Source organism: Roseofilum acuticapitatum BLCC-M154, assembly GCF_030068475.1.
GTDB lineage: Bacteria > Cyanobacteriota > Cyanobacteriia > Cyanobacteriales > Desertifilaceae > Roseofilum > Roseofilum acuticapitatum.
Genome location: NZ_JAQOSP010000093.1, coordinates 1 through 21,108, shown reverse-complemented (window position 1 = coordinate 21,108; position 21,108 = coordinate 1). Strand labels below are relative to the sequence as shown.

The window sequence follows — 21,108 nt, the reverse complement described above, 5'->3', positions numbered from 1 at the left end:
GCGAAGCGGAAATACCCTAATTAAAAATTTAGGGAGCAAGATGCTCCCACTCCAGTCAGATCAAAGAATTCGAGGAGTGCGGGCATCTTGCCCGCTTCTTAACCAATTTTCATGTCCGCTTGCGGAAACCGGACTTGATATTAGAGGTGCTTATATCAAGTCCGATTGTTCATGTCCGCGAAGCGGAAATACCCTAATTAAAAATCCAGGGAGCAAGATGCTCCCACTCCAGTCATATCAAAGAATTCGAGGAGTGCGGGCATCTTGCCCGCTTCTTAACCAATTTTCATGTCCGCTTAGGGATTAGAGGAGTGCGGGCATCTTGCCCGCTTCTTCACCCTTTATCCGGACATAATATTACCCCATCAAAATCACGGTATCAATGACATGAATAATGCCATTAGTCGCTTCAATATCTGGGGCTAAAACCGTGGCATTTTTGACTTCAAAAATTTCACCACAGCGAATGGGAATGGGGGAACCTTCCAGAGAAGTTACACTTTCTAGATCTTTTAATTCTGCCGTAGTATAGCGTCCGGCGACTACATGATAAGTAAGGATGCGCTGAAGTTGGGGAATATTCTGCACCAAACTCTCTACGGTTCCCGGTAATAATTTGCCAAAGGCATCATCATTGGGAGCAAAAACGGTGAGGGGGCCAGGTTGTTGCAGAGCCTCGACTAACCCTGCTATTTTAACCGCAGTGACGAGAGTCGAGAAGGCTTCATTACTAACAGCAATTTCAACAATATTAGGCATAGTTTGTTCCATAAGTTAAGGAGTCAGAAACCGGGTTTTTAAGACTTAAGATAATCACCAAAAATAATCCTCAAAAACCCGGTTTCTAGAGGCCACACACACAATCAACGATAATCTTGACTTTGGATGTCAGATAAACGGGCTTCTGGACGCAGGAAGCGATCCATTTGTGCTTCAAAGAATTGGCGATTTTTTAAGAGATGTTCGGGGTTGGGGTCATCTAAGGGATAGAGTAGGGCAACTCTTAAGGCTTGAATGACCGCCGAGGTCACATTATACATCGATCGCTGGAAAGTAATGCCCAATTGAATCAACATATCATCTTCACCCCGACAGTATTTTTGGTAATACTCCTCTAAATAAGGGGGAAGAAAATGGAGCATATCCTGCATTAATAAAGTGGGGGGGATGCCTGCGGTTCCCACGGGGAAGACATCGGCGTAGAGAATGCCATAGTGGAAGTCTTTTTGCTCTTCTGGAACTTGCTTGGCTTGTGCATTATAAGATTTGGTTCCTCGGAAGGGAGCCGTCCGATAAAACACGGCTTCGACATAGGGCAAGGCTGCCTCATAGAGCCACATAAACCCTTTTGATTTGGGAATGATTTCATAACATTCATCGCCAATATAGACATGGTGATAAATCGGTCGTCCGGCAGCGATGAAGATGCCATTGACGAGGAAATTCATGGCATCGGGGACGGTTTTGAACTCTCCGGCATCATAAAGATCGCTCATTTCAAAGAAGACGGGAGCCATGACTTCCCAGAATAAGCCAAGATTGGCATAATAGGATAGCTCCCGCACTTTTTCATAGAACATTTGCGGGAAGAGCTTATACAACCCCAACATCAAGGGATTGCCCTTGAAATAGGCTTTAATGGCTTTATCGCAGTTGGCGATATATTCTTCGCTCTCCAGGTAGTCATAAAACTGTCCGCCCATGCCCTGATGCCAGAGCATGGCTCGCATACAGGCTTCGGCGAACTCCATATTAACGCGATCGTGCCAAAGATGATGGAATAATTTGGGGAGCTTTTTCTTGAGTTCTCCCTTGTCCATAAATTCTAATAATTCGGGGTGAGCGCTGGCTTCTCCTTTTTGCCAGACGCGAAAATCTGCGGTGTCTCCTGCATAATGATTGGGCAGGTCTAAATATTCTTGGGGTAAGAAATATTTAAAGAAGGGCAAAGGGTCGAGAAAAACGCGCTCGGCAATGTAAAGTAAGTCTCGCCAATAGAAATCCATGGGTACGGCATAGGCTTTATAAATGCCGATAATTTGCATGAGGTTTTCTGGGGTATCCGGTAACATGGAGCCACCGGCTTCTAGACGATGGATGACTTCTGCGTATTTATGGGTTGAGGGTGGGAGTTTTGTGGTTGATGAATTGAGGGTTGTAGTCATGGTTTTTATAGGGAATGGGTAATTAGGGAATGGGTAATAGGGAATGGGTAATAGGGAATGGGTAATTAGGGAATGGGTAATTAGGGAATGGGTAATAGGGAATGGGTAATAGGGAATGGGTAATAGGCAAGATGAGATCCCCCTATCTCCCTATCCCCCCATCCCCCTATCTCCCTATCTCTCCAGAGCAGCAATATGAGTAACTTTGGGTTGATGCAACTCAGCGACAATGCGGTTGGTTGTCGGTTCCATCCAGCGCAAGAGGAAGTTGGGTTGAATGCCCAAAAAGAGGATAATGGCGGTTAGCACTAGGGCTGGCCATTGTTCATTCAGGGTAACGCGGGCGTAGTAGGCTCTCTGGTTGTCTAGTTTGCCGAAACAGGTGCGGTTGATGAGGATGACGAAGTAGACGGCGGTTAATCCTGAAGAGAGGATACAGATGAGGGTGGGAATGGGGAAGGTGGCGAAGCTACCTTGAAAGACGACAAATTCAGCAGCGAAGCCGACTAAACCGGGGATACCGGCGCTGGCCATTCCGGCGAGAATGAGCAGGGCACTGGTGAGGGGTAGGCCGCGAATGGGGTTCATTAGGCCGTTGAGAACGTCGAGATCGCGGGTTCCGGTGGTTTGTTCGACGATGCCGACGAGGAAGAAGAGGAGGGCGAGAATGAGGCCGTGGGCTATCATTTGGGCGATCGCCCCTAATACACTCAATTCAGTCCCCGCCGCGGCCGCCACTAGGATATAGCCCATGTGACCAATGGAACTATAGGCGACCATGCGCTTGATGTCCCGTTGGGCGATCGCACTCAGAGCGCCATAAATCACGCTGACTGTGCCGATAATCGCTAAACCCGGAGCCATGGTTTGCCAAGCCACGGGAAACAGTTGCAGCCCAAAGCGCAATAGGCCATAGGTTCCCAATTTAGCAAAGATGCCACCGAGCAATACTGTGGTACTGGGGGAGGCTTCTACATAGGCATCGGGCATCCAGGTATGGAGGGGAACGAGGGGGGTTTTAATCGCAAATCCAATGAGTAGGGCAGTCAAGAGAATCAGTTGGGTAACGAGATCCAGGTTATTGATTTGCAGATGGCTAAATTCAAAGCTACCGGTGTCACCGAGGAATACTACCCCTAAGAATCCGACGATCACGGTTAAGCCAGAAATGGCGGTATAGAGCAGAAATTTGGTGGAAGCATAGCCCCGTTTTTCTCCTCCCCAAATGGCAATCAGTAGATAAAAGGGAATCAGTTCTAGTTCATAGAAGATGATAAATAAGAGCAGGTTTTGGGCCATGAGAGCGCCTGCAATTCCACCGTTAATCAGTAGGATCAGGCTGTCATGGAGCCGCGAGCGGTCTAGGTTTTTGCGGTTGGTATAGAGGGAGATGAGGGTTAAAAGGCTATTGAGAATGATTAGGGGTAAGGAGAGTCCATCTACTCCAACACTGTAGTTTAGACCGAGGGGTTGAATCCAGGTATGGAATTCACTAAATTGAACTACGCTCAGTCCGCTTGGGTTGAGGTCAAATAACTTGAGTAAATAGAGGCTCCAACCTAAACTGGCGAGACTGGCAACTGTGGCGATCGCCCGGCTGGATTGGGGTTTAGGATAGAGGTAAATGGCGATCGCGCCTAATAGGGGAATCAGGAGTAAGACTGATAGCATGTTGTTTATTGAGGTAGGGCAGAGAGTAGGGGATAAACAAGCAATAATCCAAACAAGACTGTACCTAAGAGGATGGATAGGGCATAAAATTGCACTTGTCCGGTGGTGTTGTATTTGAGGCTTTCGCCACTTGCCAGGGTGAATAGGCCGACAAAATTGACTGCGCCATCGACTAAGATGCGATCGCACCAATCAATCACTTTAGCCATAAATCCGACTAGGGCAATCACCGTAATTTTATAGAGTTTGGCGGTATATAAATCATAGGCAAAGAAATCTTGAATGGCTGGAACCGGGAGCTTAATAGGTTTGGGTATTCTGTCACCGCCATAGAGGTATAATCCAACTCCAGCACCGATCGCCGTCGAGCTAATTAAGAGCAAAGAGGAGCTTTGAGTGACTAAATCCAGACCCGGTAATAGACCCAGAACGGCTAGTAATTGAGGTAAATGGAGCGCTACACCGAGCAAAATCGTCATCGGTAGGACTAAAGCCCATAACCCTTCTGGCGATCGCTTCGTCCAATCTGTAACCGCACCGGTAAACAGTTGTCCGAACACCCGCGCCAAACTACAGGCTGTTAAGCCATTGACGACCAACAAAATCATTAATAAGGTTGGGGGTAAACCTTGGGCAATTTTTGCTAATCCCCAGAAACAGCCCAGGGGAGGCACTGCTACCAAGGAAAGAGCGCCCACAACATAGCAAATTCCAGAAATGGGACGACGAGACCACAAGCCACCCAGTTGAGTAATATCTTGGGCCACATTGTTGAGGATGATACCACCTACAGACATCAACATCAGGGCCATGGCGATCGCATAGGTCAACAGCAGCAAAAGCGCTCCTTGACTATTGCCCGTGCCCACCGCAACAAACACAATGCCTAAATAACTACTGGTTGCATAAGAAAATACCCGCTTGATATCTACTTGGGCTAAGGCAATGGCTGCACAACTGACCGCCGTAAACGCACCCATAAAGATTTCCGCATTCACTACAAAGGGCGATAACTCCAAAACCGGCTGCATCTTAATTAGCACCCAAGCTCCCGTCGAAACCACCACTGCATTCCGCAGGACTGTGGCTGGCATCGGCCCTTCCATCGCCTCATCCAACCACAGTTGTAGGGGAAATTGGGCGCATTTACCCAATGGCCCAGCCAGCAGCGCTAAACCCAGTAAGGTAGCTACACTGGGATTCAACTCTACTTTGCTTGCCCAAACGGCCAGTTCATCATAGTTCCAGGTTCCCGCCAGAGGATACAGGGCTACCACCGCCATCAGCAAAACCAAGTCCCCCACCCGCTTCGTCAGAAACCCATCTCTCGCGCCAGTCACCACCAGAGACTGATTAAACCAAAAGCCAATCAGCAGATAGGTTCCCAAAGTGAGGATTTCCAGCATCACATAGCTGAAAAATAGGGAATTGGTCAGCATCAGGGTAGCCATCCCTGCTTCAAACACCGCCAGAAGCGCATAGAAGCGAGGCCAACCCCAATCCATTTCCATATAACCAATGGCATAGATTTGGGTGAGGATATTTAAGCCCAAAATCACTACCAACGCGCCGACAGTGGTGGCAGAAACTTCCACCTCAAAAGTGATATCTAGATTAGCTGCATGGAGCCAATTGAGGGAATAGTGAGCTGGTGCATCCCACACTTCCCGTAAACCGAGAATGCTATGGATAAAAGCAGTAAAACTCATCAATAAGTTAATGTAACCTGCCGGCCGGGGGCCGGTGCGCCGAATTAAACCCGGTGACCAAGGTATGGTCAATAATGCACCGAGTATGGCGTACATTGGGACTAACCAAATCGTTTGACTAAAGGTATTCATGGGTGAATCAGCGATCCCTTTCCGAAGAAAACATAAGCTAGACTTAAGCATCCTAAAAGCATAGGATTACTTTTCTCTTTACTTTTCAGATTATGCATCATTAAAAGTCTATGCCTTAATCCGGATTATAAAATGTTCTCGATCAAAAAACAAACTGTAGAAACCCATACTGATAACCATAGGGGACTCTCAGGGATCAATGATTTCATAAGTAAGCAATAATACTTAATTTTCTTTCGTTTGCCATGAACTCTAAAACAGTGTGGTTGTTTAAGGAAAAACTGACAAAAAAGGAATTAATAGAACAATTATTTACAATGAACAATGATTGAAGTGGAGATCGTGATTTATTATGGCGATCTAAATTGTCCAATACTTCAGTAACCGTTTCTATCGGAAGCGCCAATAATGGGGCGATCGCTGTTAAGATAGCAACGGTATTGCAGTGGTGGCTATGTCTTTTATTCGCGATCGCTCTTCCCATCCGAGGCGATTGCCCCATTCCCCTCAATTTTGGTTCTTTTTAGCCTTGGGGTCAATACTACTCCATGGATTAGCCCTATGGTTCTTACAGCCCCTATTGCGTTTGCGGATCGCTGAGACAAGCTCTGCATCTTTTATTCCCATTGAGATGTTGGAGGAGGTTACAGTGGAGGAAACCCCAGCACCGGAACCCACTCCTTCCCCTACTCAGCAGAAGGAACCGGAACCCCCACCCCCTGATCCGACTCCAGTTCCCGTTGTGCCAGAAGTGCAACCTGAATCAGAAGAGTCCATTCCGTCCTGGGAAGCTTTTCCCGAACCCTTTCCTCCTTCGCCCACCTTGTCCCCTTTTCCGTTTCCTGAACCGGAGCCAACCCCATCCCCGGAACCGACTCCTGAACCGAAACCGACTCCATCCCCGGAACCGACTCCTGAACCGAAACCGACTCCATCCCCGGAACCGACTCCTGAACCGAAACCGACTCCATCCCCGGAACCCACCCCAGAAAATTCTCCAGTTCCCACACAGAGCGTCGTTCCTCGTCCTGTGGTGACTCCATCACCCGATCTAGAGTCCGTTCCCGTGCGATCGCCTGCTCCCTCTCCCACTCCCCAACCTTCCGCCTCTCCACTCAACCCTTCCCCCCCAGATCCACCGGTTGCGGAAGAAGAATTACCCAATATTGAGGACATCAAACCGGAACAATTTGCCCCCAAACTCTTAGGACTCCAACCCCCTCCCCCCGAACAACAAACCGATATCCCCGATCAATGGGCAAAAGCCAAACCCTTAGACACCCCCCTGATTTTTGACTCGGAGAATCCCACTTGTGCCCTAGAGTCCGATACGCGGCAATACTTTGGTCAAACAATTACCCTATTCGTCACCATTGATGAGAATGGCAGAATTTTGCCCAGTTACACCAGGGTTTTGAATGCTCAAAATACCAGCATTGCCTATCAAAATTTAGTCCAATGCTTGGTCAATCAGCAAACCTGGACATTTGAAGCGGCGATCGCCGGAAATAACCCAGTAGTCAGCAATGCCCAGCTAGAAATCACCCTCGATCCAATTCTGCCCGATCCTATTCCCGAATCGGGGAAATTTTCTGATTAGACTCCCCTTGAGCTTGTAATTGAGTTAACAAAGCTAACAGTTCTTCTTCTTCAAATTTCAGGGCAAGTTCACGAATGTGTTGGGCTAAAGGTTGCAACCTCCGGTCTTGTTTTTCTAGGGTATCCGCTTCTCGAATAATGCCTTTTAAGTTACCTTGTTGAGCCAGGTGACACAGATGATCTAAGGAATGGGCATCGACTATCATCAATTCTAAGCTTGAGTGTTGCGCTTCACCCTTCTCTAGTCCAACTGTATATTCCTCCTCATAGATCCAAGTCAAGTTCAGTAAGCGTTCCAATTGACACAGTAATTCTTCCAACTGGATGGGTTTACAGATTACCCCATTTTTTTCCCGATTGAGTGTAGAGGCTTCAGGGTTGATGAGACAGGGATCAACAGTGGTTAAAATAGGAGTATCCTGAAACTGAGGATGCGATCGCAGGCGATCGAGGATTTGAGGGCTGTGCTGAGGGTGTTCCCCGAAGGGGTTGCGGAGCGAATCGCCACCCAACCCATCTACAATAATTAAATCCGGTTTTCTGTCCCAAAACTGCCCAATTTCTCCGAGTTCACCCATCATCACCTCAAAACCCAAAGAGGTTAACAGATCTTGGATTAACCCTCCCGAATCATATAATCTCCGATCCCAATTAAAAGCCTTAAACCCACAACGACTTAAGATTAACACTTTTTTCCCTTTTCCCTCATATCCCCGAACTTTAGTCCCAAGGGCAACCGGAGCCTCTAAGCCGCGATCGTTTTGATATTCTAAATCTAGAATAAACTCAAATCGACTCCCTTCCCCCAAGGTACTGGTAACCGTAATTTCACTGCCCATCAAGCGAATAATTTGTTGACTAATGGCTAATCCTAAACCCGTTCCTTGGCTATTTTTTTCCCGATCACCAACCTGTTCAAACGGTGAAAATATCTTTTTGATCTGCTCTTCTGTCATCCCAATTCCGGTATCAGCAATGACAAATTTCAGAGTCGCAAAATCAGCACAGTCTAAAACTTCAACAGTAAAGGTCACTTCCCCAGCATCCGTAAACTTAATCGCATTTCCCAACAAATTAATTAAAACTTGACGTAAGCGCTTTTCATCAGCATAGATAACTTGAGGAATCTCATTCACCCATTGATAGGTTAATGTTAGGTTCTGGCTATGGGCCCGAACTTGCAGCAAATGAACAATCGTTTGCAGAAAGTTAGGAAAATCAATATTATGAGTCACCAATTCTAGTTTGCGGGCTTCTATTTTTGAAAGATCGAGAACATCATTAATCAAGGTTAATAAATGGGAGCCACATTGATGAATCACTGAAATAGCCTTGCCATATTCACAAGTTAATTGAGTATTGCGCTCTAAAATTTGGGCATAGCCTAAAATTCCGTTTAACGGGGTTCTGAGTTCATGGCTCATATTAGCTAAAAATTCACTTTTGGCCTGATTCGCAGATTCGGCTGCTTGTTTGGCTTCCTCTAACTGTTCTTGAGAGTTGCGTAAGGCTTCTTCAACGGCTTTACGCTGTTCAATTTCGGCTAAGAGTTCTAAGTTGAGTTCCGCTTGAGATTGGGTATGATGTTGAATTTCTTGGAAGGCATTGAGGATGCGATCGGCCATCTGATTAAAATTGGCAGTTAAATGGCCAATTTCATCCGTAGATATGACCGGAGATCGCGCTCTTAAATTTCCTTGAGAAAAGGATTGAGTCACCTGTTGCAATCGTTTAATGGGGCGAGTGATGGTAATGCCTAATAAAATAGCTAAAATAATATCAATACCTAATGCAAAAGCTGCGACAATGGCTTGGAAAAGAAGACTTTCTTGGGTTAACTCTGCTAAGGAGGTTTCAGACGTTCCGCGCACTAAAATACCAATGGGTTGGCCTTGGTAATTATGAATGGCTTTGGCGGCAACAGTGTATTGCTGTTCCCCTAGCTGAATTCGCTGGGTAACCGGGTTTTGATTGGGGGTATTAATAGCCTTTTGAAGTAAGCTAAAATCTGGAAGTTGATAATCTAAGACATATTCGTTATACACTGCTGCATAGGCAGAACTTTGGGAACGATCGTCGATTTTTTTAATGGAGGTAATTAAGTGAAACTCCTGTGTTGGTGGATCGTAAAGATAAATGCCACTATAGCCTCCATCGAGAGCTTCTAGAGTTGATTGGACAATCTTTAACTTTTTATTGACTAAATCGCCAGAAACCAGGACGGCAATCGGTTTATTAGTTTGTGGATCTTTTACGGGGGTAATGGTATACCGAATTAAGCCCGGTTTTCCAGGAGTTAAGGCAGCAAGATGTTCGGGAGATTCAGATTCTAAATCTTGCCAAGAGATGATTTCACTGGTTTTGATTTGCTCGCCGGTGTTTAACGCAGTTTTAACCAAGTTGTTTGGATTAAATAATCCACCCGTTCGGTTATGATTGCCATTGACAATAATTTCGAGGTTGTTTCCGACTAAAGTCGCATATTCAATATTACGCGCCCTGAGTTCGTTTTCTAAAATTTGATGAACTTGTGCTTCTAGCTCTGGAGGAATGGGTTGATCTTGACGGTGATATTTTGCTGCTTGGATAATGGCTAGATTATCGGATTGGCCGCGAAAGCCAAATCCCATTTGATCGATTTTGATGTTGTAATTGATTTGGCTAACGGCTAATTCAGATTTGGCTTGATTTTCTAATTGATTTCGTCCAGATTTAATGATTAAATAGGCTCCGACTCCAACGAGTCCAACAATGGAGATGATTTCCGAGGTAAACAGTCCAATGAGTTGTTTTTGGCGAATGGGCAGATTTTTGAACCACTGAATGAATCCAACTCTAGCAGAAGGAGGATGGAGAGATTTTGGGGAAAGCAGTTGAGGGTTAGAGGTTGGGTGAGTTAATGGGGCTTCAGATACGGTTAAGTCTGAGGAATTGGGGTGATCCATGGTAAGTCAGAGCATAATATTTTCTCGGTAGATATGGTATAACTGGTTGCAATTATAGCGTTAAAAGACGGTGGTGTTCGTTAAGTAAGATACCAATTGTTGAAGATAGGCTAAGTTTTACCACTCTTGTAGAGCGATCGCCAATCCATCTCGCAGCTCACTAGGTATATTGGCTTGTTCGCTCAGATGCTGGAGTTGTTTATGAGCGAGATCGCCAAATGGTTTCAGAGCGGCGATCGCATGAAGACGCAGCATTATCTCTGCTTCAGCCAATAATTCGATTAAACTTACCAGAGCGCGATCGCATTTTAAATACCCCAAACTTAAGGCAATTTCCCCCTTAACCCTGGGGGAAAACTCCAAATTTAAGCCCTCAATCAATGCGCTCGTGACTCGTTCTCGTTGTTCTTGCGGTTGCACCTGTGCCACCCCTTTAACGATCTCTAGGGTTATAGTTTCCGAATATCGACCACTCAGAAAACGTTCTAGCAAAGTCTCCAGGGCAAAATGAGCGACTTCTGAATCTGAATCTAGCATCAGTCCCAATCCCTGAATGGTACTCTGTTGTAAGGGTTTAGGGGTACAGTGAGAACGAAGGATCGCAGAGAGCGCGATCGCCCCCTCCAGGGTTGCCAAACGTCCCAGAGCGATCGCCGCCTGTTTACACACTTGCAGATCGAAATCCCAAAGGCGATCGCGCAACTTACCAACCACCTGCTCCCTAGACACCAGACTCAAGGAAGAGCGATCGCAGCGCAATCCTAACCCCACCACCGCAGCAGAGCGCACCCTAGCCATCAGATGCTCCAACCCCATCATCAAAGCTGGAACCACACGGGGATCTTGAAAATAACTCAATCCCTCCAGAGCCAAAGTATACACCTGGGGATTCTCATCCGGAACCACCTTTAACAAAGCAGAAATCACCTCTGGATGGCGAATCCGAATCAGAGCGCCCACCGCCAACTCCCTCGTCATCGGATTTTCCAGTAACTCTTGCAACACCGCCAGGGCAGAATCACCAAAACTACTGAGAATATCAGCGCCCAAAGCGCGTAATTCTTCACTCTCAGTCGTTCTTAAAACCTCTAGCAACCCTGCAATCACCACCGGTTGGTTAAACTTCTCCAAAATACTGCCCGCAAACCACCGTAATTCTTCATCCTCCTCTTCATCTGCCAAAAGTTGCAATAATGGGGCGATCGCCTGCGATCCCAACTTCGGCAACAGCTTCGCCACATCCCACCGCATCTGAAAATCCCCAGAGCGCAAAACCCTTAACCCTAAATCCAATAGCTCTAATCGGCGATCGTCCCCTACTCCTTCTTGCCAAACCTCCACCTCATGCTGAAACTCAAGATACAACCGATCCTCTTGTTCTCCATCATGGTCATTTTGAGACGCGATCGCCGTTTTTAACCTTTTCATATAGTACGACTCAAATATTATGTTGAATTTTTTTTAGAGTATCCAGTCACCCTAAGCAAGTTTTCTCTCGATTTTAGTAATGGAAACAACAAAAATTATAACCCTATGAGCTTTATGCATCCAATCTATGCTTTTTTCCACCCAAGTTAGCCCTTATCGCCAAGCTAATACTCTATTCTTACTGAGGATAAAAAACAACAGCTCGCTTGAGCCAATCCGCTTGGTTAGGATTGACATCAGCAGGGGGATAGGCGATCGCCTCTACCTGAAGCCGTTTCGGATCGATTCCCTGCTGAATCAGCACTTTTTGCACGGCTTCCGCCCGTTGACGGCTCAAGGTTTGACCGTTTTCTTCCTCCTGATCGGGACTAATATGACCGGCAATTTTCAGGTTTAATTCGGGGTAGCGTTTCAACAGCGTTACCAAGGGAATAATTTTTACTCGGATATCTGCTGTCGGTAACTGGGCGGAATTGACGGTAAAATAAATGCGAATCGGAATTTGTGGGGGTTGCACTTGCACCGTATTGGTGACCGCTTCGACTCCGGGAATTTCCGTAAACGCTTGAGTGATGCGAGTAGCATCTGCGGCTTGGATTACCGTCCCGGTTACCGTAACTTCCCCATTGGCATACTCAGCCGAAATGGAAATACCATCTAACTGATCCAATGTTGCCTCTACCCTGGTGACCTCTGCTTGAATTTCTTCCGGTGTGGGCGGGGGGGCAATAATTTCTACCTGATTCTCTAGCTCCAAATTCGGGGCATTTTCCTCCATCACCCGTTCTACAGTTGCTTGTAAACTCGGATCGGGCAATTGTCCGGTTAAAGTCACCTCATCCCCTCTCACTTGTGCATCTAAGCGATAGGGGGAGAGGGTGGGAGAATTGGCTAAAACTGCGGTTAATTGGCGACTTAACCGGGTTTCTCGCATCGAGCGATAGGCAAACCAGCCTAACGGCAAAAGGGCGATCGCCACCACCCAAGCCAGAGCCGCCAGCCAAACCTTAGAAATACCGCCAGAGCGCAGGTTTTCCACTTTTTCCTTAAACACCAAAGTAGCTGGTACATGGGGTGCTTTTTCCCCCTCTCCAGTCCCCCCTTTAGCGGCGATTAACTCCTCAATTTGGGGACTGAGCAGTTCCATTAACTCTTCTGGTGTGCGTTGTTCCGAGGGTTCAGGTGCTGGAGGCAATCCGGCTAAGGCAGTTTCGATCTTTTCTGCGACTAGCGCTTCTACGCGACTGTCAATTTTTGCTTGCACTAACCCTTCTAACTGACTCAATAGGGCAGATTCGAGCTGTTGCATATCCGGATTTTCCGGCAGGTTGATCTGTCCCAATAATTCCCCTTGTACCTGCTCCACCCGTTGTCCAATTAAGCTCTCTAGCGTCGGTTGCAAACTTTTTACCAGCTCCGAAGAATCCGGTAATGTTTGGTTTTGCACATACTCCGATAACTTCTCAGACAATTGACTTTGGATTTGGGCGGCGATCGCCGGTTGCAGATCCTCCACCGAAGGCAGTGCGGGCTGCTCCTTGGGAGTCAGCAACCTGACCAACTCTTCCCGCGACTCTTGCAGTCGTTGCGTCATCCACTCCGTTAACTGCTGCTGTAATTGGGTTTCTAGTAGTTCCTGTTGCTCTTCTAAATAGGGTTGGAGGGCGCGTTTAAGTTGCTTTTGCAACGGCGGCACTAACTGAGGTAAAATTAGATGCACCACGTCCTCCGAGTGAGTTTCAATATACTCCATCAGATCCGTCCGTAGCCAGCGATCGAACTGCTTACGGGTTCGCTCATCCGACTCTTTCTGCGACTCTTCCAGGCGCTCATCAACTCCCCGCAGCAGTTCATCCAACAGCCGATCCCACGTCCCCGGAGAGAGCATCCCCTGATTCTGTTTCGGCATTAGGGGAATCATCGTTTCCGCGATTTCCTGCTTGTTTTCCTTAATGGTGCTAGTCAAGGCTGGATGGAGCCATTGCATCAGGGTAGTCGGCGATCGCATCAAATACCGCTTCACCTCCTCCCCCACCACCGGAACCAACCGGCGGGATAGCTCTTCCACACTCGGCCGTTCCTTCTGTAAATTCACCAATTCTTGCTTCAGGGATTGTAACTCTTCTTGTTTCTTTTGCGACTCATTTTCTTCGGAGGGTATCAGTAAATTTCGCAGTTGCGTCAATGGATCGTTCTCCATTGCCTCTCCGTTTTCTGGTTTTGTTACATCCTCTGCCATGGCCCCTATCCTTACACCATTTAAACTTCTCTACAGATTATTTGCAGTTCTTCACAATCAGGCTTTTAGTCATTTTCCACCCTGAACCCTAATGCCATCAGGCTTTGTGACCTTCCTGCTCCCATGGGTTATGCATTTTTCACACTTCGATCATACAAGAACTTCATAAAAAGAAATATTTTGTAATTTGAAATACGAAATCTTCCGATCAATATCCATAACATACTAGCTAATTCACGGCGGAGCAGACCCAGATTAATTCTTACCTAAATTAAAGAGGTTCTTTATCCATGACCACCGTTCCCTCCACCGAAAGCCTCAATAAATTTGAACGATTTAAAGCCGAAAAAGACGGATTAGCCGTCAAAGGGCAACTCGAACAATTCGCTCAAATGGGCTGGGAATCCATAGACGAAACCGACCGCGACCAACGGCTCAAATGGTTAGGAATCTTCTTCCGGCCCGTCACCCCCGGTAAATTCATGCTCCGGATGCGGATGCCCAACGGTATCCTCACCAGCCAGCAAATGCGAACTTTAGCCGAAATCACCCAAAAATATGGAGAAGACGGCAATGCTGATATTACCACAAGGCAAAACTTGCAACTGCGAGGCATTCGCCTAGAAGACATTCCCCAAATCTTCCAGAAATTCGAGCAAGTCGGCTTAACCTCCATGCAATCGGGGATGGATAATGTGCGTAACATTACGGGTTCTCCCGTGGCCGGGATTGATAGTGCTGAACTGATTGATACACGAGACTTAGTTCAGGCAACCCAAGACATGATTACCAACTCTGGTCAAGGGAACCCTGAGTTTACTAACTTACCTCGAAAATTTAATATTGCGATCGCCGGCGGCCGAGACAACTCCGTTCATGCCGAAATCAACGACATCGCCTACGTCCCCGCCTACAAAGACGGCATCCTCGGCTTCAACGTCATCGTCGGCGGCTTCTTCTCCGGCAAACGCTGCGAAGCCGCCATCCCCCTAGACGCTTGGATAGAACCCAGTGACTGCGTAGCCCTCAGCCGCGCCATCCTCGAAGTCTACCGAGACCATGGACTGCGGGCAAACCGCCAAAAATCCAGACTCATGTGGCTCATTGACGAATGGGGAATCGAACGTTTCCGAGCCACCATCGAAGAACAACTCGGCAAACGCCTCTCCGAAGCCGCCCCCAAAGACGAATTCGACTGGGACAAGCGCGACCACATCGGAGTCTACCCCCAAAAACAAGCCGGACTCAACTATGTTGGACTGCACATTCCTGTCGGTCGGCTCTATGCCCCCGATATGTTTGAACTCGCTCGTCTTGCTGAGGTATACGGCAATGCAGAAATTCGACTCACTGTCGAACAAAATGCCATTATTCCGAACATTCCCGACTCCCGTCTAGAAGCCTTCCTCGCTGAACCTCTATTAGAGAAATTCAGCCTCAACCCCGACCCCCTCTCCCGCGCCCTCGTCTCCTGCACCGGGGCCCAATTCTGCAAATTTGCCTTGATTGAAACCAAAAATAAAGCCAACGCTATGATTGCAGAACTGAGTCAGGAATTAACCCTAGAAAAACCGGTTCGCATCCATTGGACAGGATGCCCCAACTCCTGCGGGCAACCCCAAGTCGCCGATATCGGCTTAATGGGAACCAAAACCCGCAAAGACGGGAAAAGCGTAGAAGCCGTTGATATCTTCATGGGAGGCAAAGTCGGCAAAGAAGCACAACTCGGCGAAAAAGTCATGAAAGGCATCCCCTGCGAAGACCTCAAACCCGTCTTACGCAACCTGCTCATTGAGCAATTTGGGGCCCAACCCAAAGCTGGCTCCGTCGCTCCAACCCCAGATGTGAATGGCAATGGGGCTAAATCTGATGCTTCTGAAGCCATTTCTACCATTGTGGGAACCGTACAATTAGCCAAAACAGGCAAAACCTTCACCTGTTATCAAGGAGAGTCTATTTTGGAAGCCGCAGAACGCTCAGGCATTGACCTAGAGTCAAGTTGTCGTTCTGGAACTTGTGGAGTCTGTGAACAACAGTTGGTTTCTGGAGAAGTGGGCTATCTTCAAGACCCCCAAGCCTTGGGTGACCAGCAGGGAGTCATTCTAACCTGTAGCGCCCATCCAGTTGGAGACATCGTTCTAGACGCTTAAAGCAGAAAGAACAAAAAAACTGGGGAGTAGCCCCAGTCCAAATTTCTAATCATCTTATTTAAGGAGTATCGCAAAAATGTCTGAACCTCACAACAAACTCTCTTCTGTCGAATCCGTACTTCTGAAAAGCTTAAGTTTAGTTGGAGTAGTTGTCTTTACTGGAATTATGGTAGGTCGCTGGAATCATCTAGTAGCCCAGGCTGTAGCTGAAACCAAAGTGGCAGAAGTAGTTACTCCTGAACCCCAAGCGGATGAAGCAGAAGAGGTAATTGTGGCTAGTGCCAGCACCACAACGACTGCAACCCCAGTAGTGATGACCGAAACGGCTGAAACTTCCGAAACGATGACCGAAACGGCTAAAACTTCCGAAGCGATGACCGAAACGGCTGAAACTTCCGAAGCAATGACCGAAACGGCTGAAACAGAAGTTCAGGCAGACGCACAACCGGCTACTGCGATGAAGGAAGCCACAGTGAGTGAGCAACGCTCTGAACTCTATGAACAAATTGATAGCACTTGGCAGACTCAACCGACATTCTCCGAGAGTTTAGTGTATCAGGTGGAGATCAATAAAGCAGGGGAAATCTCTAAATACACCCCTCTCAACTCAGCCGCCTCCGACTACCTAAATGAAACTCCCCTAGAAAACTTACGGAAAGCAGAAGCATCTTCTGGTAGTTCTCCCTTCCTCGTCGTCATGGCTCCCACCGGTATCCTCGAAGTCAGCCCCTGGACAGGAAATTAGGCAATAGGGAATAGGGAATGGGAAAAACCAGATTTTACCCATTCCCCTTTACCCCTTACTCATTCCATTACCCTTTACCCCTTACTCAATCAACCGTCATGCTCAAAGAAATGTGGTCATTCCAGGGCAGATATAAAATTCTGCATATGACCTGGTTCGCCTTCTTCCTCTCCTTCGTCGTTTGGTTCAACCTCGCCCCCCTAGCCACAGCCGTCAAAGAAGACTTCGGTCTCGAAGTCGGCCAAATTCGCACCATTGCCATCTGTAACGTCGCCCTAACCGTACCCGCCCGGATTATTATCGGGATGCTCCTAGACAAATACGGGCCCAGAATTACCTACTCCCTGCTCCTCATCTATGCCGCCATTCCCTGCATCGCCTTCGCCAGCGCCCAAAACTTCAGCCAACTGGTGATTAGCCGACTCGCCCTCAGCATCGTCGGTGCAGGCTTTGTGATTGGCATTCGCATGGTTGCCGAATGGTTCCCCCCCAAAGAAATTGGTCTCGCTGAAGGCATCTATGGAGGATGGGGTAACTTTGGTTCTGCCGCTTCTGCCTTCACCCTACCTACCATTGCCGCCATTCTCACCTTCGGAGCGGGTAGCATCATCAACTGGCGGGTTTCCATTGCCGGAACAGGTATTATTGCGGCACTCTACGGCATTCTCTACTTCTTCAGCGTCCAAGATACTCCTCCTGGCAAAGTCTATCAAAAGCCCAAGAAAGCTACCGGCCTAGAAGTCACCACCCCCAAAGACTTCTGGTTCCTGATGCTGATGAATATTCCCCTCTCTGGTATTCTTGCTGTTCTCGCTTGGCGCTTAAGCAAAGTCGGATTTCTGAATACATCGCAACTTTATATTGTCTGGGCTTGTTTACTCGGTCTCTATCTCTTCCAAGCTTATAACTGCTGGGATGTGAACAAAGAACTTATGCTCGGTCAAAAGCGCTATCCGGCTGAAGACCGCTATGAATTCTCCCAAGTTGCCCTCTTAGAACTCACCTATATTGTTAACTTCGGTTCAGAACTCGCAGTTGTTTCCATGCTTCCCTCGTTCTTTGAAGGAACCTTTGGCCTCAGCAAACAAGCAGCCGGTATGATTGCTGCCAGTTATGCCTTCATGAATTTAATGTCCCGTCCTGGCGGTGGCTTAATCTCCGATCGCCTCGGAAGCCGTAAAATGACTATGGCAGTATTGACCGGATGTATGGGGATTGCCTATCTGATGATGGGTCGCGTCACCGGCAGTTGGTTTTTACCCCTCGCTGTCATGCTCACCATGATGTGTTCCTTCTTTGTCCAAGCGGGAGAAGGCTCCACCTTCGCCATGGTTCCCCTCATTAAACGCCGCGTCACCGGACAAATTGCCGGTAATGTCGGAGCCTACGGCAACGTCGGAGCCGTTGCTTATTTGACCCTCTTTAGCTTGCTCCCCTCCGGAGATGTGGGTAACCGAGTCTTCTTTGAAGTCCTAGGAGTCGCCAGTCTCATCGTCGCCTTCCTCTGCGCCTTCTTCCTCAAAGAACCCAAAGGCTCCTTCGCAGACCACCACGAAGGAGAAATGGAAGCCACGACTGTTCCCCACGTGGAACCCATTGCGGCCGAATAAGGGAATGGGGAATGGGGAATGGGGAATAGGGAATAGGGAATGGGGAATGGGCAATAGGGAATGGGGAATAGGGAATGGGGAATAGGGAATGGGGAATAGGCAATAGGCAATAGGCAATAGGTATCTGTGTCTCCCCATCATCCCATCATCCCATCCCCCCATCCCCCCATCCCCCCATCCCCCCATCACCCCACTCCCCCATTTTTAATTTTTAATTTTTAATTTTTAATTGAACACTATGGTACACCAAACCCTTTGTCCTTACTGTGGAGTCGGTTGCGGCTTAGAAGCTTCTCCCCCTGCTGTTGCCGGTAAAGCGACCAACCGAGATAAAGATGGTAATCCCATCTGGAAAATTATGGGCGATAAGTCCCATCCTTCTAGCTTGGGGAAAGTTTGTGTCAAAGGTGCAACCGTTAGCGAATCTTTGGATAAAAATCGCCTCAAAACCCCGATGATGCGCGAGTCTTTGGATGAGCCGTTTCGTCAGGTTACTTGGGATGAAGCGCTCCAGCGCATTGTGGGCAAAATTAAGACGACGCGCTTAGTTCAAGGGCCCCATGCCATTTGTATGTATGGGTCGGGACAATTCCAAACGGAGGATTATTATGTTGCTCAAAAGTTGCTTAAAGGTTGCCTGAGAACGAATAATTTTGATGCGAATTCCCGCCTGTGCATGTCTTCGGCGGTGTCGGGATATATGCAAAGTTTGGGTTCGGATGGGCCGCCCTGTTGTTATGATGATTTAGAACTCACCGATTGTGCGTTTTTGATTGGTACGAATACGGCGGAATGTCACCCAATTATTTTTAACCGCTTGCGGGTTTATCACAAGAAAAATAAAGAGGTGAAATTGATTGTGGTTGACCCGCGCAAGACGCAAACGGCAGAAGCGGCGGATTTGCATTTGGCGATTAAGCCGGGGACGGATATTGATTTGATGAATGGGATTGCCCATTTATTGCAGAAGTGGGGATTGATTGATTCTGTATTTATTGATGAACAAACCATGGGGTTTGCTGAGTATGTACAGGTTATCCAAGCTTATCCTCCGGAGTTGGTGGCGCGAAATTGCGGAATTTCGGTGGAGGATTTGGAACTGGCGGCTCGCTGGTGGGGGGAGTCGAAGCGGGTGCTGTCTCTGTGGTCGATGGGGTTAAATCAGTTTGCGGAAGGTACGGCGAAGAATAGGACGTTGATTAATCTGCATTTGATGACGGGGAATATTGGGAAGCCGGGGGCGGGGCCGTTTTCGCTCACGGGGCAACCGAATGCGATGGGTGGCCGGGAAGCGGGGGGACTGGCCCATATTTTGCCGGGGTATCGGTTGGTGAAGAATGAACAGCATCGCCGGGAGGTGGAGCAGCTTTGGGGGTTAAGTCCGGGTAGTATTCATCCTCAACCGGGGTTGTCTGCTTGGGAGATGATTCAGGGGTTGGAACAAGACCGGGTGGGGGTTTTGTGGATTGCGGCGACGAATCCGGCGGTGAGTATGCCGGATTTGGAGCGGACGAAGGCGGCGTTGTTGCGATCGCCTTTCACAATCTACCAAGATGCTTATTATCCCACAGAAACGGCCCAATATGCCCATGTTTTGCTGCCCGCAGCTCAGTGGAGCGAGAAGACGGGAACGATGACGAATTCAGAGCGCCGAGTGACGCTGTGTCCGGCGTTTCGACCTGCTCCGGGTTTGGCCCGTGCAGATTGGGAAATTTTTGCGGAAGTGGGACGCAGATTAGGCTTTGAGAAACAGTTTGATTTTGCAGATTCGGAAGCGGTGCGTAATGAATTTATCCAACTGACGGCGAATCGCCCCTGCGAACAGAGGGGAATTACTTACGAAAGATTACGCAATGAAGGGCCGCTGCAATGGCCTTGCACAGAAGGGGGAGAACCGCAAGCTCGCATGTATACGGATTTACGTTTTAATACTCCGGATGGTCTAGCCCGATTTGCTGCATTCCATTCGCGAGGCTTGGCGGAACCGCCGGATGGCGAGTATCCGTTTGTACTGACGGTGGGACGGCTCTATGGCCATTGGCATACGTTAACCCGGACGGGTCGCATTGATAAGATTCAGAAGATGCACCCGGAGGCGGTGATTGAGGTTCATCCCTATGATGCAGAAAAATTGGGGATTACCGAGGGGATGATGGTGCAGGTGCGATCGCGTCGTGGATGGTGTCGGTTTCTGGCGAAAATCACAAAAAATATTACTAAGGGAACAGTATTTGCACCGATGCATTGGGGGGCTATGTGGGGCGATCGCACGGAAGCCAATATGTTAACCCATCCTGAAGCTTGTCCGAGTTCCGGACAACCGGAACTCAAAGCCTGTGCTGTGCAATTAATCCCCGCGCCCCCCGAACCCTCATCTGCAAACTCTGAAGTGGTAGGGTTGGCAAGCCAATCGGCGAGTAATCCCCAATTGTGTCATTAAACCTGGACTACCCTACTGCCATGACACAGCTAAAAATGTGCATTAGCGTAGGGTGGGTTAGGCGGCTAAAACCTAGACTCTGACAGCAATTTATCAATCCGCCGTAACCCACCATTTTAGGGTTGTCATATCAAGTCCGATTGTTCATGTCCGCGAAGCGGAAATACCATGATTAAAAACTTAGGGAGCGAGACGCTCCCACTCCAGCAATATCAAGGGATTAGAGGAGTGCGGGCATCTTGCCCGCTTCTTCACCCTTTATCCGGACTTGATAT

Annotated in this window: 12 protein-coding genes; 5 read left to right on the top strand and 7 right to left on the bottom strand. The window is 48.0% G+C overall.

Annotation, left to right across the window (positions count from 1 at the left end; genetic code table 11):
* Positions 1-357: 357 nt before the first annotated feature.
* The 4 genes from PMG71_RS14320 to PMG71_RS14305 all read right to left on the bottom strand — a co-directional run bounded on the left by PMG71_RS14320 (position 358) and on the right by PMG71_RS14305 (position 5,677).
* Positions 358-759, bottom strand: coding sequence for a fasciclin domain-containing protein (locus tag PMG71_RS14320; RefSeq protein ID WP_347179292.1), 402 nt, complete (start codon positions 757-759; stop codon positions 358-360).
* A 104-nt stretch (positions 760-863) separates the two neighbouring features.
* Positions 864-2,165 (bottom strand): CO2 hydration protein, encoded by a 1,302-nt coding sequence (locus PMG71_RS14315; RefSeq protein ID WP_283754380.1) that lies wholly within the window; start codon positions 2,163-2,165, stop codon positions 864-866.
* 174 nt (positions 2,166-2,339) lie between these two features.
* Positions 2,340-3,836 carry an NADH-quinone oxidoreductase subunit M gene (locus PMG71_RS14310; RefSeq protein ID WP_283754379.1) on the bottom strand — a complete coding sequence of 499 codons (1,497 nt, stop codon included), beginning with the start codon at positions 3,834-3,836 and terminating at the stop codon, positions 2,340-2,342.
* A gap of 5 nt (positions 3,837-3,841) precedes the next feature.
* Positions 3,842-5,677 carry an NAD(P)H-quinone oxidoreductase subunit F gene (locus PMG71_RS14305; protein ID WP_283754378.1) on the bottom strand — a complete coding sequence of 612 codons (1,836 nt, stop codon included), beginning with the start codon at positions 5,675-5,677 and terminating at the stop codon, positions 3,842-3,844.
* Between the two features lie 448 nt (positions 5,678-6,125).
* Between PMG71_RS14305 and PMG71_RS14300 the strand changes: the two genes are divergently transcribed.
* Entirely contained in the window at positions 6,126-7,277 is a 1,152-nt protein-coding gene (locus PMG71_RS14300; RefSeq protein ID WP_283754377.1) for a hypothetical protein, read from the top strand.
* On the opposite strand, the gene PMG71_RS14295 is transcribed toward PMG71_RS14300, so the two are convergent.
* The 3 genes from PMG71_RS14295 to PMG71_RS14285 all read right to left on the bottom strand — a co-directional run bounded on the left by PMG71_RS14295 (position 7,246) and on the right by PMG71_RS14285 (position 13,888).
* The gene (locus PMG71_RS14295; protein ID WP_283754376.1) at positions 7,246-10,221 is read right to left on the bottom strand and encodes an ATP-binding response regulator; all 2,976 of its coding nucleotides are present in this window, start codon (positions 10,219-10,221) and stop codon (positions 7,246-7,248) included. The two genes, PMG71_RS14300 and PMG71_RS14295, sit on opposite strands and share 32 nt — an antisense overlap.
* A gap of 117 nt (positions 10,222-10,338) precedes the next feature.
* On the bottom strand, positions 10,339-11,649 hold the full coding sequence (locus tag PMG71_RS14290) for a HEAT repeat domain-containing protein (protein ID WP_283754375.1): 1,311 nt from the start codon (positions 11,647-11,649) through the stop codon (positions 10,339-10,341).
* Positions 11,650-11,827: 178 nt separating this feature from the next.
* Positions 11,828-13,888 (bottom strand): OmpA family protein, encoded by a 2,061-nt coding sequence (locus PMG71_RS14285; RefSeq protein ID WP_283754374.1) that lies wholly within the window; start codon positions 13,886-13,888, stop codon positions 11,828-11,830.
* 290 nt (positions 13,889-14,178) lie between these two features.
* On the opposite strand from PMG71_RS14285, the gene PMG71_RS14280 reads away from it, so the two are divergent.
* The 4 genes from PMG71_RS14280 (at position 14,179) to PMG71_RS14265 (ending at position 20,833) form a co-directional block, all read left to right on the top strand.
* The gene (locus PMG71_RS14280) at positions 14,179-16,038 is read left to right on the top strand and encodes a ferredoxin--nitrite reductase (RefSeq protein ID WP_283754373.1); all 1,860 of its coding nucleotides are present in this window, start codon (positions 14,179-14,181) and stop codon (positions 16,036-16,038) included.
* 76 nt (positions 16,039-16,114) lie between these two features.
* Positions 16,115-16,783: a hypothetical protein gene (locus PMG71_RS14275; RefSeq protein WP_283754372.1), complete on the top strand. Its 669-nt coding sequence runs from the start codon at positions 16,115-16,117 to the stop codon at positions 16,781-16,783.
* Positions 16,784-16,881: 98 nt separating this feature from the next.
* Positions 16,882-18,393: an MFS transporter gene (locus PMG71_RS14270; RefSeq protein WP_283754371.1), complete on the top strand. Its 1,512-nt coding sequence runs from the start codon at positions 16,882-16,884 to the stop codon at positions 18,391-18,393.
* A 238-nt stretch (positions 18,394-18,631) separates the two neighbouring features.
* Positions 18,632-20,833 carry a molybdopterin oxidoreductase family protein gene (locus tag PMG71_RS14265; protein ID WP_283754370.1) on the top strand — a complete coding sequence of 734 codons (2,202 nt, stop codon included), beginning with the start codon at positions 18,632-18,634 and terminating at the stop codon, positions 20,831-20,833.
* The last annotated feature ends 275 nt before the right edge of the window (positions 20,834-21,108 follow it).

Coding starts and splice junctions, on each gene's coding strand:
- PMG71_RS14320 (WP_347179292.1), bottom strand. CDS start 759: ATGCCTAATATTGTTGAAATTGCTGTTAGTAATGAAGCCTTCTCGACT.
- PMG71_RS14315 (WP_283754380.1), bottom strand. CDS start 2,165: ATGACTACAACCCTCAATTCATCAACCACAAAACTCCCACCCTCAACC.
- PMG71_RS14310 (WP_283754379.1), bottom strand. CDS start 3,836: ATGCTATCAGTCTTACTCCTGATTCCCCTATTAGGCGCGATCGCCATT.
- PMG71_RS14305 (WP_283754378.1), bottom strand. CDS start 5,677: ATGAATACCTTTAGTCAAACGATTTGGTTAGTCCCAATGTACGCCATA.
- PMG71_RS14295 (WP_283754376.1), bottom strand. CDS start 10,221: ATGGATCACCCCAATTCCTCAGACTTAACCGTATCTGAAGCCCCATTA.
- PMG71_RS14290 (WP_283754375.1), bottom strand. CDS start 11,649: ATGAAAAGGTTAAAAACGGCGATCGCGTCTCAAAATGACCATGATGGA.
- PMG71_RS14285 (WP_283754374.1), bottom strand. CDS start 13,888: ATGGCAGAGGATGTAACAAAACCAGAAAACGGAGAGGCAATGGAGAAC.
- PMG71_RS14280 (WP_283754373.1), top strand. CDS start 14,179: ATGACCACCGTTCCCTCCACCGAAAGCCTCAATAAATTTGAACGATTT.
- PMG71_RS14275 (WP_283754372.1), top strand. CDS start 16,115: ATGTCTGAACCTCACAACAAACTCTCTTCTGTCGAATCCGTACTTCTG.
- PMG71_RS14270 (WP_283754371.1), top strand. CDS start 16,882: ATGCTCAAAGAAATGTGGTCATTCCAGGGCAGATATAAAATTCTGCAT.
- PMG71_RS14265 (WP_283754370.1), top strand. CDS start 18,632: ATGGTACACCAAACCCTTTGTCCTTACTGTGGAGTCGGTTGCGGCTTA.